Origin of the sequence: Microbacterium sp. R1, from assembly GCF_015159725.1 — a bacterium.
Taxonomy (GTDB): domain Bacteria; phylum Actinomycetota; class Actinomycetes; order Actinomycetales; family Microbacteriaceae; genus Microbacterium; species Microbacterium oxydans.
In genome coordinates, this window is the sequence record NZ_JADDUD010000001.1 from 760,633 (window position 1) to 786,555 (window position 25,923).

A 25,923-nucleotide genomic window follows, 5' to 3' on the forward strand; every position below is an offset into this window, starting at 1 on the left:
TTTCAGGAGGAACGTCCTTGTTTAGCGCCATCGCGCGGATCTTCCGCACCCCAGACCTGCGGCGGAAGATCGGTTTCACTCTCGCCATCGTCGCGATCTACCGACTCGGCTCCAACGTCCCGGCTCCGTTCGTGGACTTCCCGAACGTCGAGGAGTGTCTCGCCGCCAACGCCGGCACCGATGGGCTGCTCGGGCTGGTCAACCTGTTCTCCGGTGGTGCACTGCTGCAGCTGTCGATCTTCGCGCTCGGTGTCATGCCGTACATCACCGCGACGATCATCACGCAGCTCCTGCGCGTGGTCATCCCGCACTTCGAGGCGCTGCACAAGGAAGGACAGGCCGGTCAGGCCCGTCTGACGCAGTACACGCGTTACCTCACGATCGCCCTCGCGCTGCTGCAGTCGACGACTCTCGTCACGGTGGCGCGCAGCGGCCAGCTCTTCGGAACCACCGACCTCGCGGCCTGCCAGCAGCTTCTGACGAACGACGTGTGGTGGGCGCAGCTGCTCATCATCATGGCGATGACGGCCGGTACCGGTCTGATCATGTGGTTCGCAGAGCTCGTCACCGAGCGCGGCATCGGCAACGGCATGTCGCTGCTCATCTTCACCTCGATCGCCGCGACGTTCCCCGGCGCCATGGGTCTGATCTGGCAGACCAAGGGCTTCGAGGTCTTCCTGCTCGTGCTGCTGGTCGGGATCATCGTGATGGGGCTCGTCGTGTTCGTCGAGCAATCCCAGCGACGGATCCCCGTGCAGTACGCCAAGCGCATGGTCGGTCGACGCACCTACGGCGGCACGAACACCTACATCCCGATCAAGGTGAACATGGCGGGTGTGATCCCCGTGATCTTCGCCTCGTCGCTGCTGTACATCCCGGCCCTCATCGCGCAGTTCAACACCCCGCAGGACGGATCTACTCCGGCGGCCTGGGTGACCTGGATCACGACGAACTTCACGACCGGCAACAGCCCCGTGTACATGGCGGCCTACTTCCTGCTGATCATCGGGTTCACCTACTTCTACGTGGCGATCACCTTCAACCCGGTCGAGGTCGCCGACAACATGAAGAAGTACGGCGGGTTCATCCCCGGCATCCGTGCGGGGCGTCCGACGGCCGAGTACCTCGACTACGTGCTCACCCGCATCACGCTCCCCGGCTCCCTCTACCTCGGTCTGATCGCGCTCATCCCGCTCATCGCCCTGGCCACCGTCGGCGCCAACCAGAACTTCCCGTTCGGCGGCGCCTCGATCCTCATCATCGTCGGTGTGGGTCTCGAGACGGTCAAGCAGATCGATGCGCAGCTGCAGCAGCGACACTACGAAGGGCTCCTCCGATGACAGCTTCCGCACGTCTTCTCATCGTCGGCCCGCAGGGCTCGGGCAAAGGCACGCAGGGCGTGCGGATCGCCGAGTCCTACGGCATCCCGGTCGTGTCGACCGGCGACATCTTCCGCGCGAACATCAAGGAGGGAACGCCGCTCGGCCAGCAGGTCACGGCGATCCTCGACAAGGGTGACCTCGTTCCGGACGAGCTGACCAGCGAGATCGTGCGCGACCGTCTGTCGCAGGAGGACGCCGCGCAGGGTTTCCTCCTCGACGGCTACCCGCGCAACACCGCACAGGTCGACCACCTCGAGTCGTTCCTCTCCGAACGGGGTGAGGCGCTCGACGCCGTCATCCTCCTCGACGTGCCCCGCGAGGAGAGCCTGGAGCGCCTGACGCTCCGTGCGACCGAGCAGGGACGCTCCGACGACACCCCCGAGGCCATCGGTCACCGTCTCGACATCTACGAGAACGAGACCGCCCCGATCCTTGAGGTCTACGGCGCCAAGGGCATCGTCGACCGCATCGACGGCGTCGGCTCGCTCGACGAGATCACCGAGCGCATCGCACAGGCTCTGGCCGCGCGCGGCCTGCGTCCCGCGGTCTCCACCTCCTGAGATGTTCCGCCGGTCGATCTACAAGACCCCGGCTCAGTTGCGGGCCATGGTGGAGCCCGGGCTGATCACGGCAGCGGCACTGGACGCCGTCCGCCCGCTGATCAAGGCCGGGGTCACCACCCTCGAACTCGACACCGTGGCGAACCGCACCATCCTCGCCCGCGGCGCCGAGTCGAATTTCCAGCTGGTGCGCGGCTACCACCACACGACCTGCATCTCGGTGAACGAGCAGGTCGTGCACGGGATCCCGGGGGAGCGGGTGCTCCAGCCGGGAGACATCGTGTCGGTCGACTGCGGTGCGCAGTTCCGCGGGTGGAACGGCGACAGCGCCATCACGGTCGTCGTGCCCGACCCGGAGCGCCCGGAGCTCGTCGCCCAGCGCGAAGAGCTCTCCCGCGTCACCGAGGGGTCGATGTGGGCCGGGATCGCCGCCATGGCCTCGGTCTCGTCCATCGACGAGATCGGCGCGGCCATCCAGGACTACATCGAGGCTCAGGGGCCCTCAGCGGTCTCGGGCGAGCCCTACGGCATCCTGCGCGAGTACGTGGGTCACGGCATCGGGCGCAAGATGCACGAGGCCCCCAGCGTCTTCAACTACCGCACGCCCGATCGTGGCGAAGACGTGAAGCCCGGTCTGGTGCTCGCGATCGAGCCCATGGTCACCGCCGGCGGAGATGCGACCTTCATCGAGGAGGACGACTGGACCGTCACGACGGTGGACGGTACGGACGGCTCCCATTGGGAACATAGCGTCGCCCTGCATGATGGGGGTATCTGGGTGCTCACCGCGCCCGATGGAGGAAGAGCCGGACTCGCCCCGTTCGGGGTAGAGCCTCGAGAGATCGGAAAGTAATGGCAGCGGCGAAGAGCAACACCAACTGGTTCGCGATCGGCGTCTCGATCGCCGTCGTCGTGGTGCTGGTGGCGATCGGCGGTCTCGTGGTGTTCCTCAACAACCAGGCCACCGCGCCCGGTGCGACGCCCAAGGCCAACGACACGTTCAACTCCGAGACCGGGGCGATCTCGTTCGGGGACGGCGAAGACACGATCGCGGTGTTCGTCGATTTCCAGTGCCCGGTCTGCAAGACCTTCGAGGGCCAGTTCGGTGGACAGCTGGAGGCTGCGGCCGCCGACGGTCGTATCACCCTCGAGTACCACCCCATCGCGATCCTCGACCGGTTCTCGCAGGGGACCGAGTACTCGTCGCGCTCGGCCGGTGCCGCGGTGTGCGTCGCCGAGTCGAACCCGGAGCTGTACCTCGACTTCGCCAAGACGCTGTTCGAGAACCAGCCCGCGGAGAACACCTCGGGTCTCACCAACGACCAGCTCGCGGGCTTCGCGACGCAGGTCGGCGCAGACGACGCCGTGTCGTGCATCACCGATGAGACGTACCGCAAGTTCGGGGCAGCCCAGGCGAAGTCGCACGAGATCGCGGGAACACCGACGGTCGAGATCAACGGAACGCGCCTCAACCTGCAGGACCAGGCCGACCTCAAGAAGTTCACCGACCTGATCAGCTGAGCCCGCTGCTCGTCCGCCGCGCGCGGTCGAGTTGCCGGATGGCTCCGGAGCGTCTAACATAGATCTTTGGTGCTTTGTGCCTTGATTCGGCGTGTCCGTCGGCGCAGTACCGCAATCCCATCACCCACCGCAGATCGACCGATCTGCAGAAGCGTCAGCGAGGCTATGGCTAAGAAAGACGGTGTCATCGAGATCGAGGGCGTGATCTCCGAGGCTCTGCCCAACGCGATGTTCCGCGTTGAGCTCAGCAACGGACACAAGGTCCTTGCAACGATCTCCGGCAAGATGCGGCAGAACTACATCCGCATCATCCCCGAGGACCGCGTGGTCGTGGAGCTCAGCCCCTACGACCTCACCCGCGGCCGTATCGTCTACCGCTACCGCTGATCGGTCGAGAAGTAACGGCCTGCCCCTGCCGGGGGCGGTACGAAGACAGCGAACAGGAAACATCATGAAGGTCAACCCCAGCGTCAAGCCCATCTGCGATCACTGCAAGGTGATCCGCCGTCACGGCCGCGTCATGGTGATCTGCAAGAGCAACCCGCGTCACAAGCAGCGCCAGGGCTGAGTCCCTGGCGGGCCCGCCGGTCTGATCGACGGGCCCGCGCTGTGCGGTATCGCTCACGCACATCTCACAACTGAATACACAACGGCAGGATCAGAACCCGCGCATGCGGGGGACACCTCGGGGCGGAGGCCCGGGCACCGATCCTGTTCCACACCTCCACAACACCCAGGAGAACCGCATGGCACGTCTTGCCGGCGTTGACATCCCGCGCGACAAGCGCGTGGTGATCGCCCTTACCTACATCTACGGCGTCGGCCGTACCCGCTCGGTCGAGATCCTCAAGGCGACGGACATCGACGAGAGCATCCGCGTGAAGGACCTCAGCGACGACCAGCTGATCGCCCTCCGCGACCACATCGAAGGCAACTACAAGGTGGAGGGTGACCTGCGCCGCGAGGTTGCAGCAGACATCCGCCGCAAGGTCGAGATCGGCTCCTACGAGGGCATCCGCCACCGTCGTGGTCTCCCGGTCCGTGGTCAGCGCACCAAGACCAACGCCCGTACCCGCAAGGGCCCGAAGCGCACCGTCGCAGGCAAGAAGAAGGCCCGCTAAGCGCGGCCCCAGGGACTAGGAGAACACTTTCATGGCTGCACCCAAGGCCGCCGCGCGCAAGCCGCGCCGCAAGGAAAAGAAGAACATCGCGCTGGGCCAGGCCCACATCAAGTCGACGTTCAACAACACGATCGTCTCGATCACCGACCCGTCCGGCGCCGTCATCGCCTGGGCATCGTCGGGTGGCGTGGGCTTCAAGGGCTCCCGCAAGTCGACCCCGTACGCCGCCGGCATGGCTGCCGAGTCCGCTGCCCGTCAGGCTGCGGAGCACGGCGTCAAGAAGGTCGACGTCCTCGTGAAGGGTCCGGGCTCCGGCCGCGAGACCGCGATCCGCTCGCTCCAGGCCGCAGGCCTCGAGGTCGGCTCGATCCAGGACGTCACCCCGCAGGCACACAACGGCTGCCGTCCGCCGAAGCGTCGCCGCGTCTGATTCGCGTGTCGAGCCGCTCGGTCCCTTCGCGGTCTGAGCGGCTCGACGCCCGCGTGCGGGCATCGACTTCCACAACTCAAAACCTCACCCCACCACATGTCATATAGCGGGCATGTGATCGAAAGGAACACAGAGTGCTTATTGCACAGCGTCCCACACTGACCGAGGAAAAGATCGTCGAGAACCGTAGCCGGTTCATCATCGAGCCTCTGGAGCCCGGCTTCGGTTACACGATCGGCAACGCGCTGCGCCGCAGCCTGCTGTCGTCGATCCCCGGTGCTGCTGTCACCAGCGTTCGCATCGACGGCGTGCTGCACGAGTTCAGCACCATCCCCGGCGTGAAGGAGGATGTCACCGAGATCATCCTCAACATCAAGCAGCTCGTCGTCTCGTCGGAGCGCGATGAGCCCATCACCGCGTACCTGCGCAAGACCGGTGCGGGCGAAGTCACCGCCGCTGACATCTCGGCTCCGGCCGGTGTCGAGGTGCAGAACCCCGAGCTCGTCATCGCGACGTTGAACGACACCGCGAAGTTCGAGCTCGAGCTCACCATCGAGCGTGGCCGTGGCTACGTCTCGGCGACGCAGAACCGCAACGAGTACGCCGAGGCCGGTCAGATCCCGATCGACTCGATCTACTCGCCGGTCCTCAAGGTCAGCTACCGCGTCGACGCGACCCGTGCCGGGGAGCGCACCGACTTCGACAAGCTCGTCCTGGATGTCGAGACCAAGTCGGCGATCAGCCCCCGCGACGCCGTCGCTTCGGCTGCGAAGACGCTCACCGAGCTGTTCGGTCTCGCCCGCGAGCTGAACGTCGAGGCCGAGGGCATCGAGATCGGCCCGGCGCCGGTGGAGGCAGTGAACTCCAGCGAGCTGTCGATGCCGATCGAGGACCTCGACCTGTCGGTCCGCTCGTACAACTGCCTGAAGCGTGAGGGCATCAACACCGTTTCCGAGCTCGTCGCCCTGTCGGAGACGCAGCTCATGAACATCCGCAATTTCGGCCAGAAGTCGGTCGACGAGGTGCGCGACAAGCTCATCTCGCTCGGTCTGTCGCTCAAGGATTCGGTGCCCGGTTTCGACGGCGCCCACTTCTACGGCGGCAGCGAAGACGAGTCCTTCTGATACCCGACCTTTCTGACCAGGAGTTAGACGATTATGCCCAAGCCCACTAAGGGTCCCCGCCTCGGAGGCGGCCCCGCCCACGAGCGCCTGATGCTTGCCAACCTCGCGGCGGCGCTCTACACCCACAAGTCGATCAAGACGACCGAGACCAAGGCGAAGCGCCTTCGTCCGCTCGCCGAGCGACTGATTACGTTCGCCAAGCGTGGCGACCTGCACGCGCGTCGTCGCGTGCTCTCGGTCATCGGTGACAAGGAAGTCGTGCACGTCCTGTTCTCCGAGATCGCGCCGCTCGTCGCGGACCGTGAGGGTGGCTACACCCGCATCACGAAGGTCGGCAACCGCAAGGGCGACAACGCTCCGATGGCCGTGATCGAGCTCGTCCTCGAGCCCGTCACCCCGAAGGCGAAGTCGACCAAGAAGGCTGCTGCTCCGAAGGCCGAGAAGCCGGCTGAGGTCGTCGAGGAGGCTCCCGCTGAGGAGGCTCCCGCCGACGAGACCGTCGAGGCCGGCGCCGAGTCGCAGGCCGAAGGCGAAGCCGCTGAGGCTGCTGCCGAGGACGCTGTCGAGAAGAAGTCCGAGTAAGCACTCGCTCACGAAGAAGCCCGCCGCCCTTTCGGGGTGGCGGGCTTCTTCGTGTTCCGGGCGACGTCGTCAGCGCGCGCGCAGATCCTTGCGCAGGATCTTCCCCGAGCTCGATTTGGGGATCACATCGATGAACTCCACTTGCCGGACTTTCTCGTGCGGTGCCACGTGCGCGGCCACGTGCGCCATGACCGATTCTGCATCGAGGTCGGCGCTCGGCTGACGGACGACGAACGCCTTCGGCACCTCCTGCCCGTCTTCATCGAAGGCACCGATGACGGCCGCATCGGCGATGGCGGGGTGCTCGAGCAGCACGGCTTCCAGCACGGCGGGTGCCACCTGATAGCCCTTGTACTTGATGAGCTCCTTGAGCCGGTCGACGATCCGGTAGATGCCGTCGTGCGTGACAGTCGCCACATCGCCGGTGTGCAACCAACCATCGGCGTCGAGCATCTCCGCCGTGGCATCCGGGCGATTGAGGTACCCGACCATCACCTGGGGGCCGCGCACCCACAGCTCACCGGGCTCGCTCGTTCCCGACTCGGGCACCGTGACGTCCTCGCCCGACTCGGGGTCGACGAGGCGTGCTTCCGTGTTCGGAACGAGGGGACCGATGCTCGAGCGGTCGATGTCGGTGCGTGTCTCGGAGGTGAGGTTCACGGCGGGACTGGTCTCGGTCATGCCGTAGCCCTGGGTGACGATACAGCCCAGCCGGGTGGCCACCGCCGAGGCCAGCGCTCCGTCGAGAGGGGCGGCGCCGGAGAAGATGACCTTCACAGAGGAGAGGTCGTACTGGTCGATGATCGGGTGCTTCGCAAGGGCGACCGCGATCGGGGGAGCGACGAACACCCACGTGGTGCGGTGCTCGGCGATGATGCGCAGGAACTCGGGAAGGTCGAACTTCGGCATCGTGACGAGTCCGGCGCGCTGTCGCAGTGCGAAGTTCAGCAGCACCGTCATGCCGTAGATGTGGAAGAAGGGCAGGACGGCGAGCACCCGGTCGCTCGCATCGACGCCGAGCACCGGGCCGCACTGCGACACGTTCGCGACCAGGTTGCGGTGCGTGAGCATCACGCCCTTCGGGCGTCCGGTCGTTCCCGAGGAGTAGGGGAGCACGGCGAGGTGGGTGGACGGGTCGAAGGACACAGCCGGTGCCGGGTGCCCTTCGCCGAGGAGCGCAGCGAGCGATGGGTGTCCGTCCGCGCCGTCGAGCACGATCACATGATCGGCGTCGAAGCCGAGCTTCTCGGCAGCGGCCTGAGCTCCGGGGAGGAGCGGGGAGACCGTCACGAGCCAGGTCGCGCCGGCATCTGTGAGCTGATTCGCGATCTCCTCCGCCGTGTAGAGGGAGTTGATCGTGGTGGCCGTCGCCCCCGCGCGGAGGATGCCGTGGAACACGGTCGCGAAAGCGGGGACGTTGGGGCAGAGCACCCCGACCGTCGTGCCGACTCCCACCCCACGCGCCGCGAGAGCGCCGGCGAACAGATCGATCTGCCCGACGAGTTGACGATAGGTCGTGGTCGCGCCGCTCACGCCGTCGACGAGCGCGACGGTGTCGAGTTCGGCGTCGGTGAGGTCGCCGAAGAGGAACTGGTGGATGGAGACCTCGGGGATCTCCACATCGGGATAGGTACTGCGAACCATGAGATCTCCTTCGATCCGGGCAGGCTGACGACGTCGTCGGATGCGATCCAGTGTCGCACACAATGGCACTGCGTCCCAGGGGAATGGCGTACGTCCGAGAGTCAGACGGCGGCGCGATACCGGGTGCTCGGGCGGCCCTTGGTCGAGTAGTCGAGGGAGCGCGTCGCACTGCCGGACGCGGCGAGGTGCTCGAGGTAGCGGCGGGCACTGACGCGCGAGATGTCGAGGTCTTCGCCGATCTCGGTCGCCGACGCATCGGGGCGGGCGACGAGGGCGGCGGAGACCCGGTCGAGCGTCTCCGCGCTGAGGCCCTTGGGCAGGCCGAGCCGCTGTCGGAAGGCGATGATGGCATCCGCCGCCTCCACGCGGCGGACCACGTCGTGCAGCTCGGTGTGATCGCGCAGCAGGAGCGTCGCGCCGATGCCACCGGTGCCCGCATCGCTTCCGGTGCTCCGGGCGACGAGCACGTGCGACCCCACGATCACCGGCCGTCCGGCCGACTCGCCCTCTCGGAGCACGGTCGTGAGCTCCTCGCCGAGCGCGTCGGCGGCGGGCTCACCGTCGAGGTCAGCCGCGTCTCGGCCCAGGAAGCGGGCGGCGGCGTCGTTCACGAGCGTGATCCGTCCGCCGTCGTCCACCGTGATGACCCCTTCGCTGAGACCGTGCAACGTCGTCTCCTGGTTCTTGACGAGGGCGGCGATCTGATGCGGCTCGAGACGGTAGATGCGCCGACGGATGATCGAGGTCACCCACGCGGATCCGAACACTCCGAGCACCGCGGCGGCCAGCATGGCGGAGATCAACCACACCAGGTTGGACGAGAACTCCTCGCTGAGCTCCGACTCGAGGATGCCGACGGACGCGGTGCCGATCACGTCGCCCTCGTCGTCGCGGATGGGCACCTTGACCCGCCAGGAGGTGCCCAGCGTGCCGGTCTGCGTGCCGACGTAGATCTCGCCCGAGAGCGGGATCGACGGGTCGGTGGAGACCTTCTCGCCGATGCGGTCGGGGTTCGGGTGGGAATAGCGGATGCCCTCTTCGTTGGCGACGACGACGTAGGCGAGATCGGATGCCTCGCGGATGACCTCGGCGATCGGCTGGATCACGGCGGACGGCTCGACGTCGTCGAAGGCCGCGTGCACCGTGGGGAGGGCGGCGACCGATTGCGCGACGGCCTGCATCCGATCCTTGTAGGCCTCGCGGAGCGCCTGTTCCTGGAACGCTCCGGCCACGATGCCGGTCGCCAGGGTCACCAGGAACACGATCAGCGCTTGCAGCACGAGCAACTGCACGCGGAGCGTCATCTTCGAGGCCACGTGCTCATTCTGGCCTCTCCACGAGTGGGGCGCGAGCGGGGTCGGGAGCCGCTCGCGACCAATAGTTCCGAAACTCCGACCAATGGTTTCCGAAGCTGGAGCACCGGTACTCCGACCTCCATGGTGGATCCACAGCATCACGAACGCTCAAGGAGGAGCGCACATGAAGAACGCACGCATCGGAACGTGGACCGCCCTGGCCGCGGTGGCCGCACTCACACTCACCTCGTGCGCCGGAGGCAGCGCAGCGACCGACGACGCGGGAGGGGAAGCGGAGGTCGCCGCGATCACCGACGTGTCGATCGTCGTGCCGGCGGACCCCGGTGGTGGATGGGATCAGACCGGACGTGCCCTCTCGCAGGTGCTCACCCAGGACGACCTCGTGACCTCCGCTCCCGTGACCAACGTCGGCGGTGCAGGCGGCACCGTCGGCCTCGCGCAGCTCGCGAACGAGAAGGACCCGAACACGCTGATGGTGATGGGTCTGGTCATGGTCGGCGCGGTCGAGACCAACGCCTCGGCGGTGCGGATCGAGGACACCACCCCGATCGCCCGGCTCACCGACGAGCCGCTCGTCGTGGTGGTGCCGGCCGACTCGAAGTACGACACCCTGGAAGACCTCGTGGACGACATCGTCGACAACGGCCAGTCCGTCACGATCACGGGCGGCTCCGCGGGCGGCGCCGACCACATCCTCGCCGGACTCATGCTCGAGGAGGCCGGGCTCGACGGCGCCGAGATCGCGGAGAAGCTCAACTACACTCCGAACTCCGGCGGCGGGGAGGCCGTTCCGCTCCTCATCGGCGGCAAGGTCGCTGCGGGCATCTCGGGGGTGGGCGAGTTCGCCCAGCACGTCGAGAGCGGCGCGCTCAAGGCCCTGGCGGTGTCCAGCGACGAGCCGGTGTCGCAGCTTCCCGATGTACCGACCATCACAGAAGAGGGTTACGATGTGGTGCTCACCAACTGGCGCGGGGTGATCGCTCCCGGCGGCATCTCCGACGGCGAGAAGGACGAGCTCGTGCGGGTGATCACCGAACTGCACGAGTCCGAAGCCTGGACGGAGCAGCTCGAGACCAAGGGCTGGACCGACGCGTTCCTGGTGGGCGAGGAGTTCGACGAGTTCCTCACGGGGAACATCGAAGAGGTCACCGCGACGCTGAAGAACATCGGTCTGGTGCAGTGACATGACGGTCCCCGCATCGTCGGGGACAGGGGAGCAGGGGGTGCGGGTCGACCACGGCGGTCGGCCCGCACGCCGCTCTCCCTCCGTCCCCGTCGGCGAACTCGTGTTCGCCGGAATCATGGTCGCGCTCGGTGTCTTCGCCGTCGTCGGCATCTTCCTGATCCATGTCCCCGTCGGCATGAAGGCCGGCCCCACGGTCTTCCCGATCTTCGTCTCCGTGATCCTGCTCGCCTCCGCGGTCGCTGTGCTCGTCGGCGTGCTGCGCGGGGAGCGCGGCGGTGCCGAGGAGGCGGAAGACATCGATGAGAGTCTGCCCACCGACTGGGTCACCCTCGCCAAGCTGGCCGGCCTCGTCGTCGCGCACCTGCTCCTGATCGAACCCCTCGGCTGGGCACCCGCTGCAGCCCTGCTGTTCGGCGGGGTGGCGTGGTCGCTCGCCGCCAAGCGGTGGTGGATGGCGTTCCTCGTCGGCATCGTCGTGGCGCTCGTGATCCAGGTCGTCTTCGGCGGTCTGCTCGGTCTGTCGCTGCCGTGGGGACCGGCCCTCGGCTGGCTCGGAAGGATGTTCTGATGGACAGCTGGACTCTGCTCCTGGAGGGCTTCGCGACCGCGCTGCAGCCCGAATACCTCGCGTTCGCCTTCCTCGGAGTCTTCGTGGGCACCGCGGTCGGCGTGCTCCCCGGTATCGGCCCCGCCATGACGGTGGCGCTGCTGCTGCCCCTCACCTACACGCTCGACCCCGCCGCCGCGTTGATCACCTTCGCGGGCATCTACTACGGCGGCATGTACGGCGGCTCGACCACGAGCATCCTCCTGAACACCCCGGGGGAGTCGGCCTCGATCGTCACGGCCATCGAGGGCAACAAGATGGCCAGGATGGGACGCGGTGCCGCCGCCCTCGCCACCGCCGCCATCGGATCGTTCATCGCCGGCACGCTGGCGACCCTCGGGCTGACCCTCCTCGCTCCGCTGCTCGCGCAGTTCGCGGTGAACCTCGGACCCGCCGACTACGTGGCCCTCATCGTGATCGCGTTCATCACGGTCGGTGCGCTGATCGGCAGCTCGATCTCGCGCGGCATGCTCTCGCTCGGCGTCGGCCTGTTCCTCGGGCTCGTCGGCACCGACTGGCTCTCCGGTCAGCAGCGCTACACGCTGGGCCTGCCCGCGCTCTCCGACGGCGTCGACATCGTGTTGGTCGCGGTCGGGCTGTTCGCGGTCGGTGAGACGTTCTACATCGCGGCCCGACTGCGACACGGCGGCATCGACGTGATCCCGGTCACCCGTGGGTGGCGGTCCTGGATGACGAAGTCCGATTGGCGCAGGTCCTGGAGGCCCTGGCTGCGGGGCACCGCGATCGGGTTCCCGATCGGGACGATCCCCGCCGGTGGCGCGGACGTGGCCACGTTCCTGTCCTACGCGACGGAGCGGAAGCTGTCGAAGCACAAGGACGAGTTCGGGCGCGGCGCGATCGAGGGGGTCGCCGGGCCCGAGTCGGCCAACAACGCCGCCGCGGCCGGTGTGCTGGTGCCTCTGCTCACCCTGGGCCTGCCGACCACGGCGACCGCGGCGATCATCCTCACCGCGTTCCAGTCCTACGGCATCCAGCCGGGGCCGCTGCTGTTCGAGAGCCAGTCGAATCTGGTGTGGGCGCTCATCGCGAGCCTCTACATCGGCAATGTCATCCTGATCGTGCTCAACCTTCCGCTCGTGGGCATGTGGGTGAAGCTGCTGCAGATCCCGCGGCCGTACCTGTACGCGGGCATTCTGCTGTTCGCGGTGTTCGGTGCGTATGCGCTGCACAGCTCACCGTCGGACATCGTGATCCTGCTGATCGTCGGCATCCTCGGTTACTTCATGCGCAGATACGGATACCCCGTCGCGCCGCTCGTGGTCGGGATGATCCTCGGACCGATGGCGGAGGAGCAGCTGCGCAAGGCACTGCAGCTGAGCCAGGGCGACCTGAGCACGCTGGTCATGCAGCCGTTCGCCGCCATCGCCTACGGGGTGCTCGCACTGCTGATCGTCGGGGGCCTGTGGCTGCGACGCCGTCAGCGCCGGTACGAGCAGGCTCTCACCGAGTCGATCGCCGTGCCGATCAAGGCCGACTCCGAGGTCTGATCCGGGAGCGGATTCGAGCGGACAGGAGGCCGCGAGTAGGCTGATCCGGTGAATGATGCCCAGGCTCCCGCACGAGGGCCTCGTGCCTACACGGCGTTCATCGGGATCGGCCTTCTCGCAGGCCTCCTCTCCGGTCTCTTCGGCGTGGGAGGCGGCACGGTCATCGTCCCGCTGCTGGTGCTCCTGCTGCACTTCGATCAGCGCCTTGCAGCCGGCACCTCGCTCGCTGCGATCGTGCCGACCGCCGGCGTGGGAGTGATCTCGTACGCGACGACCGGATCGGTGGCCTGGATCCCTGCGATCATCCTCGCCGCAGGTGCCGTGGTGGGGGCGCAGATCGGCACACGACTGCTGCCGCGCATCTCGCAGACCGCCCTGCGCTGGGGCTTCGTCGGCTTCCTCGTCGTCGTGATCGTCAGCCTCTTCCTCGTGATCCCGTCGCGCGATGCCGTGTTCGAACTCTCCTGGCTGAGCGGCCTCGCCCTCGTCGGAGTCGGCGTCGGCACCGGTATCCTCGCCGGGCTGATCGGCGTCGGCGGCGGAGTGATCGTCGTCCCCGTGCTGATGCTGGCCTTCGGCACGAGCGACCTGGTCGCCAAGGGCACCTCGCTGCTCATGATGATTCCGACGGCGATCTCGGGCACCGTGGGGAACTTCCGCAACCGCAACGTCGATCTGCTCGCGGCGCTGCTCATCGGCGTCTCCGCCTGCACGACGACAGCTCTCGGCGCGTGGCTGGCCACCATCGTCGACCCCACCCTGGGCAACATGCTGTTCGCGGCATATCTGGTCGTGATCGCGGCGCAGATGGCCATCAAGGCGATCAAGGGTCGTAAGCGCGCCTGAGCCCCGCGTGGATGAAAGGATCTTCATCCACGGCTCATCTGCGCATCATCATCGACGGGCATCATTGGGGACATGACCACCCCACGACGCCTTCTCGCCACCGGCGCGCTGATCGCGATCCCGGTCGCCTTCGCGGTCGGAAGCGTCGTGCTGGCGCAGATGCCGCCGTCACCGCAGATCCCCTCCGAGCCCGTCACGGTGCAGCTGGCACCGCCGGCGCCGAGCGAGGAACCGGCACCCGCACCAGCTCCGGTCGTACCGGCTCCCGCACCTGCCCCACCCCCTGCTCCGGCCCCTGCTCCCGCGCCACCAGCGCCGCCCGCAGGTGACGACGATGACGACGACGGCGGCGACGATGACTGATGCGCCCACGCTGCCCCTCGACCTCGAGGGCGCCGGCTCCGCGGCGCCGCGGAATGCGCGAGCGATCCCCCACGTCTCCGCATCGACCGGTGCGCCGCTGCGCACGCTGCGCCGCCGCACCCTGCCCGCGCGCTGGCGGATCACCCTGTGGATCATCCTCAGCACCGCGATCACGCTGCTCGCGGTCGGCATGATCGGTCGGAGCATCTTCCTCGCGGGTGTCGAGCAGTCGGCCAATGCGGAGATCGAGCAGGAGGCCGCGGAGTTCGCCCGTTTCGCGGAGGACGCCGCGGTCAGCGGCCACACCACCCCGGAGGAACTGGTCAGCGAGTACGTCGCCCGGCAGTCCGTGCACGAGAACGAGGTCGTCGTCGCGTCGGTCGGCGGCGAGGTGATCGCCGTCGCGAACGGACGGGTGGAGGCGACGGATCCTGCCGCGCTCTCCGCCGTGCCAGGGGGAGAAGCGCTCGTGACCGGTCTGCTCGGCCAGTCGGCGTCCTCCGGTGCGATGGAGGCGCCGGACGCGGGGCCCCTGCGCTGGGGGAGGCTGGAATTCACCGCAGGCGACCGCGCCGGTGCCGTCCTGATCGTGCAGTACACGCAGGAAGCGCGATCCCAGGTCGATGCCGGGTTCACCACGATCGCGTGGGTCGCGTTGATCGGCATCGTGCTCAGCTCAGGCGTCGCCTGGCTCGTGGCCGGCCAGATCCTCGCCCCCGTGCGTGAGGTCTACCGCGTCGCCCGCGACATCGGCGAGCACGATCTCTCCGCGCGGGTGCCGGTCGACGGGACGGATGACATCGCCGCCGTGGCCACCACCTTCAACCAGATGCTCGACCGCCTCGAAGCCGTGCACGCCACGCAGCAGCGGTTCGTCGACGACGCCGGGCACGAGCTGCGCACGCCGATCACGATCGTCCGCGGGCAGCTGGAGCTCTTGAGCGAGGAGCCGGAGGAGCGGGCGGCGACCCTGCGACTCGTGAGCGACGAGCTCGATCGGATGAGCCGCATCGTCACCGACCTGCTCGTCCTCGCCCGTGCCGAGCAGCCCGACTTCGTGCGCGTCGCCGACTGCGACGTCGCCGCCCTCACCCTCGACATCGAGGCCAAGGCGCAGAACCTCGGTGATCGCCGCTGGCAGCTCATGGAAGTGGCGGAAGGCACAGCGCCTCTCGACCCGCAGCGGGTCACCCAGGCCGTGCTGCAACTCGCGGCGAACGCGGTGCAGGTCACGGAGCAGGGTGACCGCATCCTGATCGGCTCGCGCTTCGACGGCGAGGGCGGCGAACGCCGACTGCGGCTGTGGGTGCGCGACAGCGGCCCCGGGGTCGCAGCGGCTGACGCCGAGCGCATCTTCGAGCGTTTCGCCCGCGGAGACAGCTCCGGCGCACGCCGCGGTTCGGGCCTCGGACTCGCGATCGTGCGGGCGATCACCGACGGGCACGACGGCTCAGCCTGGGTCGACAGCGTCTTCGGGGAAGGGGCCACTTTCGGCATCGACCTCCCCGCCCCGACCACCGCCCCGACCACCGTGCGGCCACAGTCCGCATCAGAGAGGAGCGAGTGAGATGCGCAGCATCCTGATCGCCGAAGACGACCCGCACATCACCTCGTTCGTGCGGCGGGGTCTGCGCGCAGCCGGCTACGAGACAGCCGAGGCCGCTGACGGACACACCGCCCTGCTGATGGCGCGCAGCGGCACGTTCGACCTGGTGCTGCTGGACATCGGGCTCGGGGGCATGGACGGATTCGACGTGCTCGCCAACCTTCGTGGCGAGGGCGTCGCGACGCCGGTGATCATCCTCACCGCCCGCGATTCTGTCATCGACACCGTGCGCGGCCTGGAGAGCGGGGCCAACGACTACGTCACCAAGCCGTTCCAGTTCGCTGAACTCATCGCACGTGTGCGGTTGCGGATCGGCGACGGCGAGGGGCGGACTGCCGGTCCGGTGCTCACTCACGGCGATGTGCGGGTCGATGTGCGGGCCCGTACCGTCACGGTCGACGGAGACATGCGCGAACTCACCTCGCGTGAGTTCGCGCTGCTCGAGGTGTTCCTGCAGAACGCCGGTCAGGTGCTGTCGCGCGACCAGCTGATCGGTCACGTCTGGGGGATGGACTTCGATCCGGCCTCCAATGTGGTCGACGTGTACGTGCGGGCGCTGCGCGGCAAGATCGGCGTCGACCGCATCGAGACCGTGCGCGGGGCGGGATACCGGTTCCGATGAACACTCGTTCCGAGAACACGTCGCCCGTGGGGGAGGCGGTGGTCGAGCGGGCACGCTTCGCGACCATGCCGCCCGAGCGCCGACCGCTGCCCGTCGAACGCCGATCCGTGCGCCGGCGGCTCGGGCGCGCGGGTGCGCTCCGCGTGGTCGCGCTCGGGCTCGTGCTGACGGCCGGGGGCGCGATGCTCCTGGCCGCGCTGACCCGATCGCCGGGGAGCGGCGCGCCCACCCTGCCGATCGCGGTGACGCTCGCGGTCTTCCTGCTCGCCGTATGGGCATGGACCTCGACGCGTCTGGACGACACACTCGTCGCCTTCCTCGCCGCGATCGCCCTCATCGTCACCGGGGTACTGCCGGCACGCGACTTCTTCGCCTCGCTCGGCGACGAGACGATCTGGCTGCTCATCGGGGCGTTCGTGATCGCCTCCGCGGTGGCCACCTCGGGACTGGCCCTGCGTGGCGCCGCCCACCTGCTGCGATTCGCGCGGGGTCCACGGAGCCTGTTCCACCTCATGACGGTCGCGCTCACGCTCACCGCTTTCGCCGTGCCGGCGACGTCAGGGCGGGCGGCGCTCGCCGTCCCCGTGCATACCGCGGTCGCCACCGCGCTTCCCGGACGCGACAGGGTGATCCGTGCGCTGGCGCTCCTGATGCCGACCGTGGTGCTGCTGTCGGCTGTCGGCTCGCTGCTCGGGGCCGGAGCTCACATCGTCACGGACCAGCTGCTGCGCGCCGCAGGGGAGGAGGGCTTCACGTTCTCGAGCTGGCTCTGGCTCGGACTGCCGCTCGCCGTGGTGTCGTCGCACCTGGCGTGCGAGATCATCCTCTGGCGCTTCACCCGGAGCGAAGACCGCACCACACGTCTTCGACTGAGCACTGCGGAGATCGGCCGCTCCGCGTCGACGGCCGTGACCGGGCCGCTCAGCACCCTGGAGCGACGAGCTGCCCTGCTGCTGGGGGCGGTGATCCTGCTCTGGGCCACCGAGCCGCTGCACCATCTGTCGCCCGCCCTGGTCGCGCTCCTCGGGGCCGTCGCCGCCGTGACGCCGGGGATCGGCTGCCTGACGTTCCCCGCCGCGATCAAGCGCGTGCCGTGGTCGCTGCTGCTGTTCCTCGCGGCCACCCTCGCGCTGGCGTCCGCGCTCACCACCACGGGCGCTGCCGCGTGGCTGAGCTCGTCCGCGCTCGCACCGCTGCGTGGACTCGGCGCTGCAGGGGCCGTGGCCTTCGTGCTCGTCGTCATCGCGATCTCGACGGCGGCGCATCTGCTGATCCCCTCGCGGTCGGCCCGTTCCGCGGCGATCATCCCCGTCGTGGTCGCGCTCGCTCCCGCCCTCGGCGTCTCACCGATGGCTGCAGCCTTCGCCTCGACCGCGGCTGCCGGGTTCTGCCACACGCTTCCCAGTTCGGCGAAACCCGTCGCGATGTTCGCTGACCCCGACATCGTCAGCGGTGGTTTCAGTCCGCTGGATCTGCGTCGACTCTCGGTGGTACTGGCTCCCGCGATGTTCGTGCTCGTCGCGGTGTTCGCCCTCTGGGTATGGCCGTCGATGGGGCTGCCTCTGTTGCTCTGACCCGCAGCGTCCCGTTCACCCACCCGCTTCACTCCGCGTGCGCCGCCGGTGCACCGGTGCTCGTCGTGCCCGCACACCGGGCGCTCGTCGCCCGTTCGGGCGCAGAAGGAGGAATCATGTCCATCCACATCCCGCAGCGCATCCTGGTCGCACCCAGCGGATTCAAGGAGAGCCTGAGCGCCGAGGCCGTCGCGCAGGCGATCGCCGCCGGTGTGCGCCGGGTCATCCCCGGCGTGCAGGTGGACGAGTATCCGGTGCCGGACGGCGGGGAGGGCACGGCAGCCGCGCTCGCCGCGGCGACGGGCGGCGAACTCATCGCCGCCCGGGTGACGGGGCCCGTCGGCGACGCGGTCGATGCGCAGTGGGCGCGGCTCGGAGGGCGCGGCTCGGGAACCGCCGTGGTGGAGATGGCATCCGCCGCGGGGCTGCGACTCGTGCCGCGCGACCGCCGCGACCCCGGTGCGACCACGACCCACGGTGTCGGCGAGCTGATCGCGGCCGCGTTGGACTCGGGTGCCGAGCGGATCGTGGTCGGCTGCGGCGACTCGGGGACGAGCGATGGGGGCGCGGGCGCACTCGAAGCCCTCGGGGCCCGCATCCTCGATCGCGATGGCGCGCCGGTGGCTGCGGGCGGTCGGCACCTCCGGGACGCGGTGCACCTCGATCTGTCAGGCCTCCATCCGCGCATCGGCGAAGTCGAGATCGTGCTCGCGTGTAACATCCACAACGTGCTGTGCGGTCCGCGCGGCGTCGCCAGGGTGTTCGGACCGCAGAAGGGGGCGACACCGGAGCAGGTGGAGCAGTTGGCCGAGGCGCTCGACATCTGGGCTGCTCTCCTCGAGGAGCAGAGCCCGTTCGGTGCCGCGATGGATGTGCGCACCGGCGGAGGCACTGGCGCATCGGGCGGTCTCGGGGCCGGGCTGGCCGCAGTGCTCGGCGCCCGCCTCGCTCCGCGCTTCGAGGTGCTGCTGGACAGCGACCTGCTGCCGGAGCCGATCGACGGATTGATGGCCATGGCCGACCTGGTCATCACGGCGGAAGGCGCCATCGACTTCCAGACTCCGCGCGGAAAGGTGCCGGCCGAGATCGCCATGCGCGCCCGCGTCGCCGGCGTCCCCGTGCTCGGAATCGCCGGGTCTCTGGGCGTCGGTGCTCCGACCGTGCACGACATCGGCATCGACGCGATCGCCTCGATCCTCACCGTGCCGATGCCCCTCGAGCAGGCGGTGGAGCAGGGCGAGGCGTTGCTGCGAGACGCCGCGGAGCGCAGCATGCGGATGGTCCTGCTCGGATCGGCGATGTCGGCGCGGGCCGCCTGAAGCGTGCCCGAGCGCCGGCTGCGGGCCTGACGCACGGCGCGGCCTCGGTAGGATCGAGGGGTGGCAGTGAACCAAGATCTGGTCGGCCGGGAGTTCCCGCCGACGGCCCCGTACCTCGTCGGCCGGGAGAAGGTGCGCGAGTTCGCTCGTGCCGTCTTCGCCGACGCCCCGCAGCACACCGACGTCGAGGCGGCCCGCGCAGCCGGCTTCTCCGACGTCGTGGCGCCGCCGACGTTCGCGATGGTCATCCAAGACCTCACGCTTCAGCAGCTGCTGGGTCAGGAGGACTCCGGCATCGCGCTCGAGCGCACCATCCACGCAGAGCAGCGCTTCACCTACACGCGCCCGATCGTCGCAGGAGATGAGCTCACCGCCCAGCTGCGGGTCACCGGCATCCGCATGATGGGCGGGAACGCGATGATCACCAGCGAGGCCGAGATCACCGACCCGGCGGGAGCCCACGTCGTGACCGCCACCAGCGTGCTGCTCGTCGGAGCCGAGCCGAGCGCCGAGGAAGAGGGGGCCGCCTGATGGGCTACACCGTCGGAGACGTGGTCGCCGAGCGCACCGTGCACCTCACCCGCGAATCGCTCGTCCGCTACGCGGGAGCATCCGGGGACTTCAACCCCATCCACTACCGCGACGACGTGGCGGCCTCTGTCGGGCTCCCCGGCGTGCTCGCGCACGGCATGCTCACGATGGGCATCGCCTCGTCGGTGGTCGTCGCCGCACTCGCACCGGAGACGCGCATCCTCGATTACGGGGTGCGCTTCACCAAGCCCGTCGTGGTCGACCCGGTCGAGGGCGCCGATGTCACCGTCGTGGCCACCGTCGGCGCTGTCGACGAGGAGGTCGCCCGCATCGACCTCAAGGTCACGTTCGGCGACACCACCGTGCTCGTCAAGGCGCAGTTGCGCGTCGCCGTCTGATGAGGACGGTCTGATGCGGGAGATCGAGGCGGTCCGGCTCGCGGAGCTGACCACACTGCGCACGGGCGCGGCGCCGGAGCGGATGTTCGAGGCGACGACGACTTCCGGACTGGTCGAGGCTCTGCGCGAGACCTGGGCGCGGGGCGACGAGTGGTTCGTCCTCGGTGGCGGATCCAATCTCTTCGTGGGCGACGAGCCGTTCGAGGGCACGGTCATCCGCGTGCGCACCGAGGGCATCGACGAGCTGCCGTCCCCCCACGCGGGTCGCATCCGTCTGCGTGCGCAGGCCGGACACGGCTGGGACGACTTCGTCGCGTACGCCGTCGCGCACGGCTACGCGGGTCTCGAGGCGATGAGCGGGATCCCCGGTACCGTCGGCGCGGCCCCCGTGCAGAACATCGGCGCGTACGGCCAGGAGATCCAGGAGACGCTGGTCGAGGTCGAGCTGATCGACGAAGCGACCGGCGAGGTCTCGACCGTTCCCGCCGCGGAACTCGGGCTGGGCTTCCGCACCTCGGTGCTCAAGCATCACCACGGCAGCGTGCCGCTGCGCCGTGCCGTGATCCTCTCGGTGACCGTCGACCTGCTGGTCGCCGGTGAGCGCGTGGTGCGCGGCGAGCAGCTGCGTCGGGCGCTCGGCCTCACGGACGACACCCCGGTTCCGCTGGGCTGGGTGCGGGAGCGCATCCTGGCGACTCGGGCATCGAAGGGCATGCTGCTCGATGCGGACGACCCGGACACCCACGGTGTCGGCTCGTTCTTCCAGAACGCGATCGTGACGGCGACCGTGGCCGCAGCGCTGCCGCCGGAATGCCCGCGCTGGCCGGTCGCCCCCGACCTCGATGCCGTGACGGTCATCCCGCTCGCGTCCTACGACGGGCAGGTGCCGCTGTCGAAGCCGGCCGCCGTCTCCGACGTCAAGGTGAGCGCGGCGTGGCTCATCGAGCAGGCAGGCATCCGCAAGGGGTTCAAGCTGCCGCACTCCCGCGCATCCGTGTCGACGAAGCACGCGCTCGCTCTGACCAACCGAGGTGGCGCGACCGCTGGTGAGGTCGCCGAGCTCGCGCGGTTCATCCAGAGCAGGGTGCACGCCGAGTTCGGTCTCGTGCTGCAGCCGGAGCCCGTTCTCGTCGGCGTCGAGCTCTAGAGCGTCGAGGGGTAGGGCACGTCGTCGGTCGCGGCTACACTCGCGGCATGAGCGGACTGATCCCGTACCTGTTGTTCCCCGGCAACGCCGCAGAGGCGCTCGGTCACTATCGATCGGTGTTCGGCGGTGAGCTCCAGCTGCTCAACTATGCCACGGCAGGACGCCACGACGGTCCGGGCGACGCGGTCGCGCACGGACAGCTGAGCGGGCCGGTCGAGGTCGCCGGGGCGGATGCGGGTGCGGATGACGACGCGGTGCAGATGAGCGGCATGTTCCTCTCGCTCCTCGGCACAGCGGATGCCCTGACCCTCACCGACTGGTACGACAAGCTGGCGGCAGACGGACGAGTCATCGACGCGCTGCAGAAGCGTCCGTGGGGAGACTTCGACGGCACGCTCGTCGACCGCTACGGCGTCCGCTGGCTGATCGGCTTCCACCCCGAGGACTGAGGTGTGTCCCTGCCGAAGTAGGGACGAGACGACGGCAGGAAGATCAACACGACCGCCGTGGTGGTGAGGACGAGGGCCGCGAGGCCGACCGGGAACTCCCAGGTCGTGCCCGTTGCCGCAGGGACGTAGAGCGCGAGCGGGAGCGGGAACAGCACGGTCGCGTATCGGGCCCACGACTTTCCTCTTGTGACGAGCACGGTGATGGTCGCGTAGACGACCACCGGTACGAAGGGGAGCACACTGAGCAACGCTCGCCACTCTCCTCCCCAGTACCAGAGGAAGGGGGCGACCAGGAGCGAGGCGAAGAAGATCAGCACGGTCACCGTGATCAGGATGGCGAAGGCCACCCGCAGACTCACAGGCATCCCCTCACCCTCCACTTCGTCCCTCTCCATCCCCACACCTCCAGTATCCCCCCTCACCCCTCACCCCTCACCCCTCACCCCTCACCCCTCACCCGCGTCGAGACCCATCGTCGACGCCGAGACCCACGCCCGCAAGCGACTGCAGGAGTGGGTCTCGGCGAGTGCAATGGGTCTCGACGGGGGTGCCGGGGGTATGACGCGACTCAGGCGAACAGACGCTGCAGGCGCTGGACGCCCTCGAGCAGCTGCTCGTCGCCCAGTGCGTACGACATGCGGATGTAACCGGAGGGGCCGAAGGCCTCACCGGGCACGACGGCCACCTCGGCCTGGTCGAGGATGAGGTCGGCGAGCTCGAGCGAGGTGGTCGGCGTCACACCGCCCCAGGTGCGACCGAGCAGACCCTGCACGTCGGGGTACACGTAGAACGCGCCCAGCGGGTTCGGCACCACGAGGCCGTCGATCTTCGACAGCTCGGAGACGATGACCTGGCGGCGGCGGTCGAAGGCCTGTCGCATCTGCTCGGCCTCGTCCTGCGGACCGGTGAGGGCGGCGATCGCAGCCTTCTGGGCGACGTTGTTCACGTTGCTGGTGAGGTGCGACTGCAGGTTGCCCGCGACCTTGATGGCATCGGCCGGACCGACCATCCAGCCCACGCGCCAGCCGGTCATGGCGTAGGTCTTCGCGACGCCGTTGACCAGGATCGTCTGGCCGGCGACCTCGGGGACGGCTTCGACGATCGAGGTGGCCTTGACTCCCTCGTAGGTGAGGTTCTGGTAGATCTCGTCGCTGATGATCCAGATGCCGTGCTCGAGCGCCCACTCGCCGATGGCTCTGGTCTCCTCGGCGGTGTAGACGGAGCCGGTGGGGTTCGACGGTGAGACGAACACGAGTGCGGTGGTGCGGGCGGTACGAGCGGCCTCGAGCTGCTCGACCGTGACCTTGTACTCCTGGTCGGCGCCGGCGAAGACCTCGACGGGGGTGCCGTCGGCGAGGCGGATCGCCTCGGGGTACGTGGTCCAGTACGGCGCGGGCAGCAGCACCTCGTCGCCCGGGTTCACCACGGCCTGGAAGGCCTGGTAGACCGACTGCTTGCCGCCGTTGGTGACGATGACCTGGCTCGGCGACACCTCGAGGCCCGAGTCGCGGAGGGTCTTCGCCGCGATCGCCTCGCGCAACGCCGGGAGGCCGGGAGCGGGCGTGTACCGGTAGCTGGCCGGGTCGGCCAGAGCTTCGGCCGCCGCATCGACGATGAACTGCGGCGTCGCGAAGTCGGGCTCGCCGGCAGCGTATGAGATGACGTCCTTGCCTTCGGCCTTGAGGGCCTTGGCCTTGGCGTCGACCTTGAGGGTCGCGGACTCGGCGATGGCGGACAGCTTGCGAGAGAGAGGAGCGCGTTCGGTCACGATTACGAGCGTACTCGGGTCGGTGCGGCAGGAGAGGTGTGGGATGCCGCCAAGATCCGGAGTTCTTTCGGGTTCGGAAGGTCAGTCGGTCGTGAGTCCGTGGGCCTGCGCGACGGCCGGGAGCGTGATGCGTCCGCCCTGCACGTTCAGCCCCTTCGCGAGCGCCGCGTCCTCAGCCGCCGCACGCTCCCAGCCCTTGCCTGCGATCGCCGAGACGTAGGGGAGGGTCGCGTTGGTCAGCGCACGGGTCGCCGTCTCCGGCACCGCGCCCGGCATGTTCGCGACGCAGTAGTAGATCGAGTCGTGCACGGCGAACGTGGGGTCGTCGTGGGTGGTCGGGCGCGACCCCTCGAAGCATCCGCCCTGGTCGATCGCGATGTCGACGAGCACCGAGCCCGGCTTCATCGCGGCGACCATGTCGTCGGTCACCAGCTTGGGAGCGGCGGCACCCGGGATCAGCACGGACCCGATCACGAGGTCGGCGCTCTTCAACTCCTCGGCGATGTCGTAGCGGCTCGATGCGCGGGTCTCGAGAGCGCCGCCGTAGCGGTGCTCGAGCTCACGCAGGCGCGGCAGGGAGACGTCGATCACGGTGACCTTCGAGCCGAGTCCGAGTGCGTTCGCCGCGGCGTGCTCGCCCGCGACGCCGCCACCGATGACGACGGTCTTGGCACGCGGCGTGCCGGCGATGCCACCGAGGAGCATCCCTCGTCCGCCCTGAGACCGCAGCAGCGAATACGAGCCCATGGTGACCGACAGGCGTCCGGCGATCTCGCTCATCGGCACGAGCAGGGGCAGGCTGCGGTCGGGAAGCTGCACGGTCTCATACGCCACGGCTGTGGTTCCCGCGTCGACGAGGGCGGTCGTCAGAGCGCGGTCGGCGGCGAGGTGAAGGTAGGTGAAGAGGGTGAGGTCATCGCGCAGGAAGCCGTACTCCTGAGTGATCGGCTCCTTCACCTTGATGACCAGATCGGCCTCGCCCCACGCGTCGGCTGCGGTCGCCACGATGTCGGCGCCGGCCGCGCGGTAGTCGTCGTCGGTGATGCGCGAGCCGAGCCCTGCGCCGGACTGCACGAGCACCTGGTGGCCCTCGCGCACCAGGCGGTCGGCGCCGGCGGGGGTGAGGGAGACGCGGTTCTCGTTGTTCTTGACCTCGGTGGGGACGCCGATCTTCATTGATCCTCCAGGGTTCGATGCGGTGCGGCACTCAGGATCGCAGAAACATCGACGGAACAACAGAATCCGTGAAGATGATTCGCTCTGCACGCGGATCCTGAATAATGCTTCGTATGGAGACGACATCGGAGGCCCCGGAGCCGAATACCGTTCGGGCGCCGGCGCTCGATGCGGTCGACGCGAAGATCGTGCAGCTGCTCACGGCGGACGGCCGCATGACCAACGCCGAACTCGCCGGACGACTCGGCGTCGCCCCTTCGACGGCGCACACCCGCCTGCGCGCCCTGGTGGACCGCGGTGTGATCACGGGGTTCCACGCGAGTGTGGACGAGCGGATGCTGGGTGCCGGGCTGCAGGCTGTGATCGGCGTGACCCTGCGGCCGAGCGGACGGAGGGAGAGCATCGTCGAGTTCGCGGACCGCGTGCGCGTGCTGCCGCCGGTGATCCAGCTCTTCTTCCTCGGTGGCGACGACGACTTCCTGCTGCACATCGCGGTCGCCGACTCGTCGGAGATGCGTGAGTTCGTGCTCGAGCATCTCTCGGCGCAGAGCAGTGTCGCCTCCACGCGCACGAGCATCGTGTTCGACTATCACCGCAACTCGGTGGCCGCGTCCTTCCGCTGAGGCGCCGGAGCGTTCTCGTCAGGCGCCGTAGGAGGCGGGCAGGGCGCAGTAGTCCGCGAACCGCCGCTTCGGATGTGCCGGGTCGGAGACGTCGACGATCGAACCCGCCACGGTGTGGGGCGGTTCGTCGCCCGCCAACTGCCACAGGGCGTAGTTCCACATTCCCCTGGTGCGCTCGCCGATCAGGGCGGCTGGGCCGGAGACGAGCAGGATGTCGTCGCTCTTCGGTCCCTCCCGGAACGCGGTGACCACGCTGCGGAGCTCGGTCTCGTCGCCCTCTGCGGAGTGTTCGCGCACGACCTGCTGTCCCGACGCCGTCAGAGCGGTGGCGAGTTCGTCGCCTGCCTGTCGTGAGCGCTCGGCGTCCGCGCCGGCCACCGCGAGCAGCCGCCGCCCGCGCGGGTAGAAGTGCAGGAACTCGGTGGCGATGTCCGCCCAGACGTCGGTCATGCCTCCAGGCTACGCCCGCGTGGCCGCCTCGGCTCCGGACGCGGGAGAGTCCCGGGCCGCAGCTGCCTGC

30 protein-coding genes are annotated in these 25,923 nt (G+C 68.6%); 24 read left to right on the forward strand and 6 right to left on the reverse strand.

Going from position 1 to position 25,923, the window contains the following annotated elements:
* The first annotated feature begins 17 nt into the window (after window positions 1–17).
* From secY to rplQ, 10 genes are all read left to right on the forward strand, one after another.
* A complete protein-coding gene (secY, locus tag ILP86_RS03780) occupies window positions 18–1,340 on the forward strand; it encodes a preprotein translocase subunit SecY (RefSeq protein WP_046747821.1) in 1,323 nt (440 codons plus the stop codon).
* On the forward strand, window positions 1,337–1,942 hold the full coding sequence (locus ILP86_RS03785; RefSeq protein ID WP_058632584.1) for an adenylate kinase: 606 nt from the start codon (window positions 1,337–1,339) through the stop codon (window positions 1,940–1,942). The genes secY and ILP86_RS03785 overlap by 4 nt, the downstream gene beginning before the upstream one ends.
* Before the next feature lies 1 nt (window position 1,943).
* A complete protein-coding gene (gene map, locus ILP86_RS03790; RefSeq protein ID WP_058632585.1) occupies window positions 1,944–2,795 on the forward strand; it encodes a type I methionyl aminopeptidase in 852 nt (283 codons plus the stop codon).
* Window positions 2,795–3,463, forward strand: a complete 669-nt coding sequence (locus ILP86_RS03795) for a thioredoxin domain-containing protein (protein ID WP_193761394.1) — start codon at window positions 2,795–2,797, stop codon at window positions 3,461–3,463. The genes map and ILP86_RS03795 overlap by 1 nt, the downstream gene beginning before the upstream one ends.
* Before the next feature lie 165 nt (window positions 3,464–3,628).
* On the forward strand, window positions 3,629–3,850 hold the full coding sequence (infA, locus tag ILP86_RS03800; protein WP_017201569.1) for a translation initiation factor IF-1: 222 nt from the start codon (window positions 3,629–3,631) through the stop codon (window positions 3,848–3,850).
* Between the two features lie 64 nt (window positions 3,851–3,914).
* Window positions 3,915–4,031: a 50S ribosomal protein L36 gene (gene rpmJ / locus ILP86_RS03805; RefSeq protein ID WP_005050492.1), complete on the forward strand. Its 117-nt coding sequence runs from the start codon at window positions 3,915–3,917 to the stop codon at window positions 4,029–4,031.
* Window positions 4,032–4,209: 178 nt separating this feature from the next.
* Window positions 4,210–4,584, forward strand: coding sequence for a 30S ribosomal protein S13 (gene rpsM / locus ILP86_RS03810; RefSeq protein WP_017201568.1), 375 nt, complete (start codon window positions 4,210–4,212; stop codon window positions 4,582–4,584).
* Window positions 4,585–4,615: 31 nt separating this feature from the next.
* Window positions 4,616–5,014, forward strand: coding sequence for a 30S ribosomal protein S11 (rpsK, locus tag ILP86_RS03815; RefSeq protein WP_017829189.1), 399 nt, complete (start codon window positions 4,616–4,618; stop codon window positions 5,012–5,014).
* A 134-nt stretch (window positions 5,015–5,148) separates the two neighbouring features.
* Complete coding sequence (locus ILP86_RS03820; protein WP_021201111.1) at window positions 5,149–6,138, forward strand: DNA-directed RNA polymerase subunit alpha; 990 nt, start codon at window positions 5,149–5,151, stop codon at window positions 6,136–6,138.
* A 33-nt stretch (window positions 6,139–6,171) separates the two neighbouring features.
* Window positions 6,172–6,720 carry a 50S ribosomal protein L17 gene (rplQ, locus tag ILP86_RS03825; RefSeq protein ID WP_061016852.1) on the forward strand — a complete coding sequence of 183 codons (549 nt, stop codon included), beginning with the start codon at window positions 6,172–6,174 and terminating at the stop codon, window positions 6,718–6,720.
* 69 nt (window positions 6,721–6,789) lie between these two features.
* Here the strand turns inward: rplQ and ILP86_RS03830 are convergent, their stop codons facing one another.
* On the reverse strand, window positions 6,790–8,364 hold the full coding sequence (locus tag ILP86_RS03830) for an AMP-binding protein (RefSeq protein ID WP_193761395.1): 1,575 nt from the start codon (window positions 8,362–8,364) through the stop codon (window positions 6,790–6,792).
* A 101-nt stretch (window positions 8,365–8,465) separates the two neighbouring features.
* Complete coding sequence (locus ILP86_RS03835; protein ID WP_141368707.1) at window positions 8,466–9,680, reverse strand: PAS domain-containing protein; 1,215 nt, start codon at window positions 9,678–9,680, stop codon at window positions 8,466–8,468.
* Between the two features lie 163 nt (window positions 9,681–9,843).
* Between ILP86_RS03835 and ILP86_RS03840 the strand changes: the two genes are divergently transcribed.
* The 13 genes from ILP86_RS03840 to ILP86_RS03900 all read left to right on the forward strand — a co-directional run bounded on the left by ILP86_RS03840 (window position 9,844) and on the right by ILP86_RS03900 (window position 21,836).
* Entirely contained in the window at window positions 9,844–10,863 is a 1,020-nt protein-coding gene (locus ILP86_RS03840; protein WP_113680411.1) for a tripartite tricarboxylate transporter substrate binding protein, read from the forward strand.
* Window position 10,864: 1 nt separating this feature from the next.
* Complete coding sequence (locus ILP86_RS03845; RefSeq protein WP_218867297.1) at window positions 10,865–11,434, forward strand: tripartite tricarboxylate transporter TctB family protein; 570 nt, start codon at window positions 10,865–10,867, stop codon at window positions 11,432–11,434.
* Window positions 11,434–12,981 carry a tripartite tricarboxylate transporter permease gene (locus ILP86_RS03850; protein ID WP_113680412.1) on the forward strand — a complete coding sequence of 516 codons (1,548 nt, stop codon included), beginning with the start codon at window positions 11,434–11,436 and terminating at the stop codon, window positions 12,979–12,981. Before ILP86_RS03845 ends, ILP86_RS03850 begins: the two co-directional genes overlap by 1 nt.
* 48 nt (window positions 12,982–13,029) lie before the next feature.
* Entirely contained in the window at window positions 13,030–13,827 is a 798-nt protein-coding gene (locus tag ILP86_RS03855) for a sulfite exporter TauE/SafE family protein (protein ID WP_193761396.1), read from the forward strand.
* A 72-nt stretch (window positions 13,828–13,899) separates the two neighbouring features.
* Window positions 13,900–14,190 carry a hypothetical protein gene (locus tag ILP86_RS03860; RefSeq protein WP_179515824.1) on the forward strand — a complete coding sequence of 97 codons (291 nt, stop codon included), beginning with the start codon at window positions 13,900–13,902 and terminating at the stop codon, window positions 14,188–14,190.
* On the forward strand, window positions 14,183–15,757 hold the full coding sequence (locus tag ILP86_RS03865) for an ATP-binding protein (protein ID WP_193761397.1): 1,575 nt from the start codon (window positions 14,183–14,185) through the stop codon (window positions 15,755–15,757). The genes ILP86_RS03860 and ILP86_RS03865 overlap by 8 nt, the downstream gene beginning before the upstream one ends.
* Window position 15,758: 1 nt before the next feature.
* The gene (locus ILP86_RS03870; RefSeq protein ID WP_046747831.1) at window positions 15,759–16,418 is read left to right on the forward strand and encodes a response regulator transcription factor; all 660 of its coding nucleotides are present in this window, start codon (window positions 15,759–15,761) and stop codon (window positions 16,416–16,418) included.
* Window positions 16,415–17,992 carry an SLC13 family permease gene (locus tag ILP86_RS03875; protein WP_227750904.1) on the forward strand — a complete coding sequence of 526 codons (1,578 nt, stop codon included), beginning with the start codon at window positions 16,415–16,417 and terminating at the stop codon, window positions 17,990–17,992. The genes ILP86_RS03870 and ILP86_RS03875 overlap by 4 nt, the downstream gene beginning before the upstream one ends.
* 116 nt (window positions 17,993–18,108) lie before the next feature.
* On the forward strand, window positions 18,109–19,311 hold the full coding sequence (locus ILP86_RS03880; RefSeq protein ID WP_179515826.1) for a glycerate kinase: 1,203 nt from the start codon (window positions 18,109–18,111) through the stop codon (window positions 19,309–19,311).
* A gap of 60 nt (window positions 19,312–19,371) precedes the next feature.
* A complete protein-coding gene (locus ILP86_RS03885; RefSeq protein ID WP_061018537.1) occupies window positions 19,372–19,842 on the forward strand; it encodes a MaoC family dehydratase N-terminal domain-containing protein in 471 nt (156 codons plus the stop codon).
* On the forward strand, window positions 19,842–20,240 hold the full coding sequence (locus ILP86_RS03890) for a MaoC/PaaZ C-terminal domain-containing protein (protein WP_061018535.1): 399 nt from the start codon (window positions 19,842–19,844) through the stop codon (window positions 20,238–20,240). Before ILP86_RS03885 ends, ILP86_RS03890 begins: the two co-directional genes overlap by 1 nt.
* 13 nt (window positions 20,241–20,253) lie before the next feature.
* Window positions 20,254–21,387, forward strand: a complete 1,134-nt coding sequence (locus ILP86_RS03895; RefSeq protein WP_061018533.1) for a UDP-N-acetylmuramate dehydrogenase — start codon at window positions 20,254–20,256, stop codon at window positions 21,385–21,387.
* 47 nt (window positions 21,388–21,434) lie between these two features.
* Window positions 21,435–21,836 carry a VOC family protein gene (locus tag ILP86_RS03900; protein WP_193761398.1) on the forward strand — a complete coding sequence of 134 codons (402 nt, stop codon included), beginning with the start codon at window positions 21,435–21,437 and terminating at the stop codon, window positions 21,834–21,836.
* Here ILP86_RS03900 and ILP86_RS03905 read toward each other — a convergent pair.
* The 3 genes from ILP86_RS03905 to ald all read right to left on the reverse strand — a co-directional run bounded on the left by ILP86_RS03905 (window position 21,794) and on the right by ald (window position 24,780).
* Complete coding sequence (locus tag ILP86_RS03905) at window positions 21,794–22,231, reverse strand: hypothetical protein (RefSeq protein ID WP_151485311.1); 438 nt, start codon at window positions 22,229–22,231, stop codon at window positions 21,794–21,796. The genes ILP86_RS03900 and ILP86_RS03905 overlap by 43 nt on opposite strands.
* Window positions 22,232–22,404: 173 nt before the next feature.
* Window positions 22,405–23,604 (reverse strand): pyridoxal phosphate-dependent aminotransferase, encoded by a 1,200-nt coding sequence (locus tag ILP86_RS03910; protein ID WP_061018092.1) that lies wholly within the window; start codon window positions 23,602–23,604, stop codon window positions 22,405–22,407.
* Between the two features lie 81 nt (window positions 23,605–23,685).
* The gene (gene ald / locus ILP86_RS03915) at window positions 23,686–24,780 is read right to left on the reverse strand and encodes an alanine dehydrogenase (protein WP_193761399.1); all 1,095 of its coding nucleotides are present in this window, start codon (window positions 24,778–24,780) and stop codon (window positions 23,686–23,688) included.
* Between the two features lie 104 nt (window positions 24,781–24,884).
* Here ald and ILP86_RS03920 point away from each other — a divergent pair, with 104 nt between their 5' ends.
* Complete coding sequence (locus ILP86_RS03920; protein ID WP_193761400.1) at window positions 24,885–25,403, forward strand: Lrp/AsnC family transcriptional regulator; 519 nt, start codon at window positions 24,885–24,887, stop codon at window positions 25,401–25,403.
* A gap of 18 nt (window positions 25,404–25,421) precedes the next feature.
* On the opposite strand, the gene ILP86_RS03925 is transcribed toward ILP86_RS03920, so the two are convergent.
* Window positions 25,422–25,853: a hypothetical protein gene (locus tag ILP86_RS03925; protein WP_141368715.1), complete on the reverse strand. Its 432-nt coding sequence runs from the start codon at window positions 25,851–25,853 to the stop codon at window positions 25,422–25,424.
* Window positions 25,854–25,923 lie beyond the last annotated feature (70 nt).